Source organism: uncultured Psychrobacillus sp., from assembly GCF_938022135.1.
Taxonomy (GTDB): domain Bacteria; phylum Bacillota; class Bacilli; order Bacillales_A; family Planococcaceae; genus Psychrobacillus.
Genome location: NZ_CALIED010000045.1, coordinates 20,941 through 27,644 on the forward strand (window position 1 = coordinate 20,941; position 6,704 = coordinate 27,644).

Consider the following 6,704-nt stretch of genomic DNA (forward strand, 5'->3'; position numbering starts at 1 on the left):
ATAAATGCGCGCAAAAACAAAGCTTATTCATGCAGGAATCGTTGGAGATGAAGCAACAGGTGCCGTATCCACACCGATTTACCAGGTGAGTACGTATAAGCAAGAAGCCGTTGGTAAATTTAAAGGGTATGAGTATTCACGAACAGGTAACCCGACTCGACATGCATTAGAAGTATTAATCAGTGATTTAGAGGGGGGAGTAGCAGGCTTTGCCTTTTCTTCGGGAATGGCTGCGACAAGCTCGATCATGATGCTCTTCAGTAAGGGTGACCATGTCCTATTAACGGACGATGTGTATGGCGGAACATTCCGAGTGATCTCTAAAGTATTGAATCGTTTTGGAATCGATTCTACATTCGTCGATACAGGGGATCTTTCTAATGTCGAGGCAGCTATTCAAGAAAATACGAAGGCTATTTTCTTGGAGACTCCAACAAATCCTTTATTGAAGGTAACAGACATAGAAGCTATAGCAAAATATGCAAAGGAAAAGGGACTCTTAACCATAGTGGATAACACGTTTATGACTCCTTATTTCCAACAACCAATTGCACTTGGTGCAGATATCGTCGTGCATAGTGCCACAAAATATTTAGGAGGCCATAGTGACGTAGTAGCAGGTCTTGCAGTGGTTAATTCCGAGGAGCTAGCGAGTGAGCTGCATTTTGTTCAAAACTCCGTTGGTGCTGTGCTCGGACCGCAGGATTCCTGGCTGCTGATGCGAGGCATTAAAACATTAGGCTTACGTATGGAAGAGCATAATGAAAGTGCCCAACGAATAGCAGAGTTTTTAAATGATCACGATGCAGTCGGAAAAGTATTTTATCCTGGGCTCTCTTCTCATCCAGGACACGACCTGATGCAAAAACAAGCTACAGGATTTGGAGGAATGATCTCCTTTGACGTTGGAAGTGCAGAAAAAGCAGATGAGCTGTTGGCGAAGCTGAAATACTTTACACTTGCAGAAAGCTTAGGAGCTGTAGAAAGCTTAATCTCCGTACCTGCCCGTATGACTCACGCTTCTATTCCGAGTGAACGAAGAGCAGAATTAGGTATTACCGATGGATTAGTTCGCATTTCTGTAGGCATCGAGGATGTAGAGGACTTAATAGAAGATTTAGAGCAAGCCTTGGCTTAGAAAAAGCAGGAGGTAAGTGATCCAATCCTAAAAAACAACCTACCGGTGATAAAATCTCACAAACGGTGATAAAACTCATTCGACATACAGAATAGTTTTCTAGAGACCCCTTTACTACTAGGGGTCTCTTTTTATTGGCAACAAAAGACAAGGTGATCCTCATTATTCCAAACGTGTAAATCATCTGCGATGTATCCGCGTAACCACAATACTCCATCAATCTTTCTAAGGTAAAAGCCTTTTGGAAAATTATCGTCTTCACTGACTACTTCTGAGACTATTGTGAGTGAACCAGAAGGAGCTTGGTGTTGGGTTTGATTTTCTGTAATCCCTTCTGGTTGGTCAAGATACTCTAACCTTAGGTAAGGACCTACCTCAAGCGGACATAGAGCTAAACCTACATCATGCGCGCGTTTAAAAATTTGTGGCATAGTGGCACCTTCTGGAAAACCAAGTTCCCTGACGGTTAGTGAAACCGTAGTAACACTGTACGTAGTTTTAGAAGGGGTAAATTTGTCATCAGATAGTAGCCTCTCTGCGTATTCATTCATCCTAATGGAATGGTTTTCGAGTTTCTGAATAAGCTGAAATTTTGTTAGTCCACCAATCTCTAGCGTTCTAGTAATAGCTGAGTCACCCAAATCTAGTGTCCCTCCTTAAAATCAGTAAAACCTCTTTTATTCTAGGTAGAATCGTAGCTTTATTTTCTTTCTTCGTTTTCTAATTCCTTTTCAATTTCTAAATCACTTAATGGTACTAGCTCATCTTTTGTTCCAAACCTTTTAATGATAATTTTACCGACCTCGGACTTTTCTATGGCATCCCTCACTGCTGTATAAATGACTACGTACAAAATGATTAAACCAAGAATCCATATCAATATAAGTTCCAACTACTTCCACCCCCACAAAAGTCTCTTATAAAGATTTTAAATAATCGCCTAAAATTTAAATAAATAACTAAATATTACATTTATTAACTATATATGAAAATTGAGTTGAATGTAACAAAATTTAAAATTGTTTATCCTATATTTTCTATTGAGAAATAATGTTTTATTCCAATGACATAGGGAATTATTAAAGATAGACAAGTATAGAAAGAAAGGAGCAATTTAAATGAATACAAATAAAGCAGCAATTATTACAGGCGGAGGTGGCGGCCTAGGAAGAGCGGCGGCATTAAAATTAGCTGAGTCAGGCATCAATATTAGTATTATTGATGTTTCGGAAGAGCAAGGAAATGAAACGGTTCGTTTGGTAGAAGAAAAAGGAGCTAAGGCCATCTTTATCAAAGCCGATGTAACGAAGGCTGAAGAGGTTAAAAAGTATGTAGAAAAAACAGTGGAAACCTTCGGATCAGTGGATATGTTCTTTAACAATGCAGGTATCTCTGGCCCAGGTAAGAAATTCCTGGACAATTCGATTGAACAGATTGACCTTGTAGTAGATATAAATCTTCGAGGCGCTTTATACGGTTTATACTATGTGCTACCTGAAATGATTAAGAATGGCGGAGGTAGCATCGTGAATACTTCCTCTACTGCTGGATTAGTAGGGCAGGATGGTGTCGTGAGCTACTCGGCAACGAAGCATGGTATCGTAGGAATTACGAAATCCATAGCAGCAGAATATGCAAACCAAGGTATTCAGATTAACGCAGTGGCACCAGGGTCAACGGAAACTCCTATGGTGAAACAATATAGAGAAGCGAATCCTGAGCTATTTAAAACGGTCTCTGCGGGTATTCCACAGCGTCGCTTAGGACAACCAGAGGAAGTTGCAGAATTAGTGGCGTTCCTGTTGATGAGTGAGGCAAAATATATAAATGGTGCTGTTGTACCAATTGATGGAGGATTTACTGCTGTCTAGGTAACTTATTTAGACAATTGCATACTATAACATTAAGGCATACCACTTTTGTGGTGTGCTTTTTATATAAGTAGTTGAGAGCTTGTTAGGTAAGCATAGAACTATCCTAGTCGGACAAAAATGAAAAAAGGAATAGGTCCGAGCCTATTCCCATTTAGAAAGAAATGCAAACGAGAAGTATTACCAGAAAAAGGCACCAGCTAACGCGATACCAGTTATCGCACCTAATGCAATACCAACACCAAAGCCTGGTCCGAAGCCCCAGAAACCAAATCCATATCCTCCAAGGTTGTTCTCAGGACGAATCCATACCATGTTTTGATCTACTTTAGTAATTCTTCCTACATGTACTTTTCCTTGTTTATCTGTGATTCGTACTCTTTGTCCATGATATTTACAGCATAAATTATACACTTGTGACTGACTCATTTTTTGTCCCCCTCTCTCAAAAAATTACATACAAGTATGTTTTATAACATATGCCGTATGAAAGTTTTCACGGTAGACAATTGTCTATGTACTATAGACATAAGTTTTCAAGCAAATCGAACATATAAAAGAATAAAGAGAAAAGGATGAGATGTTGGCTGTCATTAGAACCTCTAAATGGTTATATCAATTTATAGAAGCATGCGAGAAGAAAGATGGGAAGGAAATCTATCTTCGGCAAGGGGAAATCCTATGTGAACCCCTAATGGAGGTTTTCCCGAATGAAACTAGAGAGGCTGTGCACTATGAGCTTTTACAATACGGTTTATTTGAGCCAAATGAATGGGAAGGCTTATCCGATACGGTAGGCGAGCTAGAAAAAAGGAAGGTTTGGGAATTAGTAAACAACGAATACAAACGGTTACGAAAACGGTGGGGTGGTCCAAAAGTTCCGATTTATATATTCCCAATAAAATTAAAAGGAACAAGTCAGGCAAGAGAGCCTTTACCGGTAAAAAATGGTGTTGCTTATAAAAAAGCATTATTTTTATTTTTATCGAAGGACCTTTCAGAAGAAGAGATAAAGGCGACCTTAGTACATGAATATAATCACGTATGCAGATTAAATTTCTTAGATCTTACCCCTTCCCAAACAGCTTTGGCAGATTCTCTAATTATAGAAGGCTTAGGAGAGTATGCTGTAAAAGAGGAGTGTGGGGAAAAGCTGCTAGCCCCATGGATAGCGCTTTATCCTTACGCGGATGCTACCGAGATATGGAAGCACCGATTCATACCATCCCTAGGGTTAGAAGGTGTAAAAAATCATCAGCTATTTTTATTTGGTCGTCCAAGAAGTTATTTTCCAAGGTGGATAGGCTACAATATTGGCTATCAAATAGTCGATACTTACGTAAAAAATCACGGACCATTTCCGAAGGGAGAATTATATCACAAACCAACTAAGGAAATTATAGACGGTTCTGATTTTGCTCCGAAGACTTAATCTTTGTTTATAACCGACATTTAAAAATTCTAAAGCCTATCATGTTTCCAAAATCAGTTAAAAATTGATTATGCTCATCCCAGACGTCATATAGTGTCATGTCAATATAACTGGATGGATTCATGTCTTCTATTTCTACTGCGTTCATATCGGCTGGGTTTTCTAAAACTTCTATATGTGAAAAACCAGCCTTTTTTAAAATTTCTTTCCACTCTTCCTCATCCATCAGTTGTTGGATCCCATAAAGCTCCATCACTTTATGCTTTACTTCCTCCGAAGCATCGGAAGATCCCGTCATTTCAATCAACAGTAGCTTTCCATCCTTTTTTAATAGACGAGCAGCCTCCCTCAACGCTAGTGCAATATCCGTAAAAACAAGCACCGATTCAGAAATAATAACGTCAAATGAGTCGCTTTCTAATGGTAGACACGTAATATCTCCTTCGATTAGGCGAACGTCAGCCTCCAATGGTTTAAACCTTTCTCTCGCCTTCTCAATCATAATCGGATGATTATCGACCGCAGTTACCTTGCACCCATATTTTGTAGCTAAGAAAGCGGAGGTCTTTCCAGTTCCGCACCCGATATCTAGTACTGACTGAGTTGCCTCAAGCTGTTCTTTCCCTAATATAAATTGTGTTAATCCAAATCCTCCGGGATGCGCACTTCCAATTCCAAAATAAGATAGTAAATCTAGGTATTTATTTGACATGAAGCAACCTCCTAAATTAGTTACAATAGCATATGCACAAAAAGACTAATCTGCTAGGTTGATTAAAGGAAAAACAGTAGGTTAAAGAGAATTAAATAAAGAAAGAGTAATAGAAATAGGAGATTTCAAAAATGGAGAATGGACCAGGAAATAGCACCATATACTTAACTGAAATGACAGATGACTATCTGATAGATATTCATTCGTATGCATCAAAAGAAGAAGTTTGTAAATACCAACCATGGGGACCAAATAGTTTCGAGGACACTAAAGCTTATTTAGAGGAAGTTTTAGCAGAGACCAAGAAGGAAACAAGAAATAGGTACGTGTTTGCGGTTATTGATAAAGAAAACTGCAAAATGATAGGAGCAGGTGAGTTATTTCATTTAGACCTGTCTAACAAAAGTGGAGAAATAGGCTATATAATAAATCCAGATTTTTGGGGAAAGGGTATAGCTACTCAAGTTGCCAATATTTTAATTGATTATGGATTTAATGAACTAAAACTTAACCGTATTTATGCCACCTGTGATGCAAGAAATAGTGCTTCTGAAAGGGTTTTAAAGAAAGCAGGTATGAAGCAAGAAGGACTACTAAGAGAGAATATCCTATTAGACGATGGGTGGAGAAATTCACTTCTTTACAGCATGTTGAATCGTGAATGGAATACAAAATCATAGGGGGTATATGATGGCAGATCTATTTCAAACGTCAATTGAACAATTTTCGAAAGCACACGACGACTTCATTGAGGCATGGAACGTAGCGATGTATTCAGGGGATACTGCAGGTCTTGAAGTCATGACTAATAATTACTATGTTACTTTTTTTAATAGTCATGTGGAAAGACCAGAATTCTTTGACCGTCCCGAGGCTATCCAGGGAATGAGAGAGTCAGTGGAAGCGTTGCAGGGTGCAAAGAAAAGATTTGAGCATCGTATTATTAGACAACGTGATCCTAACAGATTCGTTGTGTTTTATGAAATGATTATTGAAAAGAACGGACAAGAGCTGACTCGATTCTTTACAATAGAGGATTGGGAAGAGAGAAATGGGCAATGGTTATTAAACCGAGAAGTTACTGAGCATATTTAAAGTATGAGGAGTGGAGAGGCTGGGACAAAACTCTCCTCAAAAATAGAAAGTCTCGAAAATTTTACGACCTTGTCAATTTTACGAGGCTTCTATTCAAATATACCTGTAGTTGTTTTCCGTTACAGCGGACGCTTTCCGGGGGCACGGCTTCAATCTCCTTGTCACTTCGCTCCTGCTTAGGCTTTCAGCTCGCGCTATTTCCCAGGAGTCGCCACCTCCACTTCAAACAACTAGAATCGAAAGGTTTCTTACAAGAAATTGTGCGGATCTTAAAATGAAAAGCTTTGTTAAAGTTCTCGGTTGATTTTGACTAACAATTCTTTTTATAGTGACTGTAAACATATAAAAAGGAACTTTCAAATGGCTATTAAGAACATAAATAGATGATGAATTGGGGTTGGTGACAGTTTTTCTACTTTATTTATGCGAGTAAGTTTATAAGCGCTTTATCGATGC

9 protein-coding genes are annotated in these 6,704 nt (G+C 38.7%); 5 read left to right on the plus strand and 4 right to left on the minus strand.

The genetic code is table 11. The features are described 5' to 3' along the window. Positions 1–4 precede the first annotated feature (4 nt). Positions 5–1,138, plus strand: a complete 1,134-nt coding sequence (locus tag Q0371_RS09780; RefSeq protein ID WP_298470707.1) for a bifunctional cystathionine gamma-lyase/homocysteine desulfhydrase — start codon at positions 5–7, stop codon at positions 1,136–1,138. Between the two features lie 131 nt (positions 1,139–1,269). On the opposite strand, the gene Q0371_RS09785 is transcribed toward Q0371_RS09780, so the two are convergent. Continuing rightward, positions 1,270–1,779 (minus strand): helicase, encoded by a 510-nt coding sequence (locus Q0371_RS09785; RefSeq protein WP_298470709.1) that lies wholly within the window; start codon positions 1,777–1,779, stop codon positions 1,270–1,272. 59 nt (positions 1,780–1,838) lie between these two features. Further along, the gene (locus Q0371_RS09790; RefSeq protein WP_298470711.1) at positions 1,839–2,030 is read right to left on the minus strand and encodes a hypothetical protein; all 192 of its coding nucleotides are present in this window, start codon (positions 2,028–2,030) and stop codon (positions 1,839–1,841) included. 226 nt (positions 2,031–2,256) lie between these two features. Here Q0371_RS09790 and Q0371_RS09795 point away from each other — a divergent pair, with 226 nt between their 5' ends. Beyond that, a complete protein-coding gene (locus Q0371_RS09795; RefSeq protein WP_298470714.1) occupies positions 2,257–3,009 on the plus strand; it encodes an SDR family NAD(P)-dependent oxidoreductase in 753 nt (250 codons plus the stop codon). 180 nt (positions 3,010–3,189) lie between these two features. Here Q0371_RS09795 and Q0371_RS09800 read toward each other — a convergent pair whose 3' ends face one another. Then, positions 3,190–3,438: a hypothetical protein gene (locus Q0371_RS09800; RefSeq protein WP_298470716.1), complete on the minus strand. Its 249-nt coding sequence runs from the start codon at positions 3,436–3,438 to the stop codon at positions 3,190–3,192. Positions 3,439–3,589: 151 nt separating this feature from the next. On the opposite strand from Q0371_RS09800, the gene Q0371_RS09805 reads away from it, so the two are divergent. Further along, positions 3,590–4,441 (plus strand): DUF2268 domain-containing putative Zn-dependent protease, encoded by an 852-nt coding sequence (locus tag Q0371_RS09805; RefSeq protein ID WP_298470718.1) that lies wholly within the window; start codon positions 3,590–3,592, stop codon positions 4,439–4,441. Positions 4,442–4,448: 7 nt separating this feature from the next. Here the strand turns inward: Q0371_RS09805 and Q0371_RS09810 are convergent, their stop codons facing one another. Further along, positions 4,449–5,153, minus strand: a complete 705-nt coding sequence (locus tag Q0371_RS09810) for a class I SAM-dependent methyltransferase (RefSeq protein WP_298470720.1) — start codon at positions 5,151–5,153, stop codon at positions 4,449–4,451. Between the two features lie 131 nt (positions 5,154–5,284). Between Q0371_RS09810 and Q0371_RS09815 the strand changes: the two genes are divergently transcribed. Both Q0371_RS09815 and Q0371_RS09820 read left to right on the plus strand, forming a co-directional pair. Beyond that, positions 5,285–5,833, plus strand: a complete 549-nt coding sequence (locus tag Q0371_RS09815) for a GNAT family protein (protein WP_251556878.1) — start codon at positions 5,285–5,287, stop codon at positions 5,831–5,833. Positions 5,834–5,843: 10 nt separating this feature from the next. After that, entirely contained in the window at positions 5,844–6,248 is a 405-nt protein-coding gene (locus tag Q0371_RS09820) for a hypothetical protein (RefSeq protein WP_298470722.1), read from the plus strand. Positions 6,249–6,704: the final 456 nt, after the last annotated feature.

Coding starts and splice junctions, on each gene's coding strand:
- Q0371_RS09780 (WP_298470707.1), top strand. CDS start 5: ATGCGCGCAAAAACAAAGCTTATTCATGCAGGAATCGTTGGAGATGAA.
- Q0371_RS09795 (WP_298470714.1), top strand. CDS start 2,257: ATGAATACAAATAAAGCAGCAATTATTACAGGCGGAGGTGGCGGCCTA.
- Q0371_RS09800 (WP_298470716.1), bottom strand. CDS start 3,438: ATGAGTCAGTCACAAGTGTATAATTTATGCTGTAAATATCATGGACAA.
- Q0371_RS09805 (WP_298470718.1), top strand. CDS start 3,590: ATGTTGGCTGTCATTAGAACCTCTAAATGGTTATATCAATTTATAGAA.
- Q0371_RS09810 (WP_298470720.1), bottom strand. CDS start 5,153: ATGTCAAATAAATACCTAGATTTACTATCTTATTTTGGAATTGGAAGT.
- Q0371_RS09815 (WP_251556878.1), top strand. CDS start 5,285: ATGGAGAATGGACCAGGAAATAGCACCATATACTTAACTGAAATGACA.
- Q0371_RS09820 (WP_298470722.1), top strand. CDS start 5,844: ATGGCAGATCTATTTCAAACGTCAATTGAACAATTTTCGAAAGCACAC.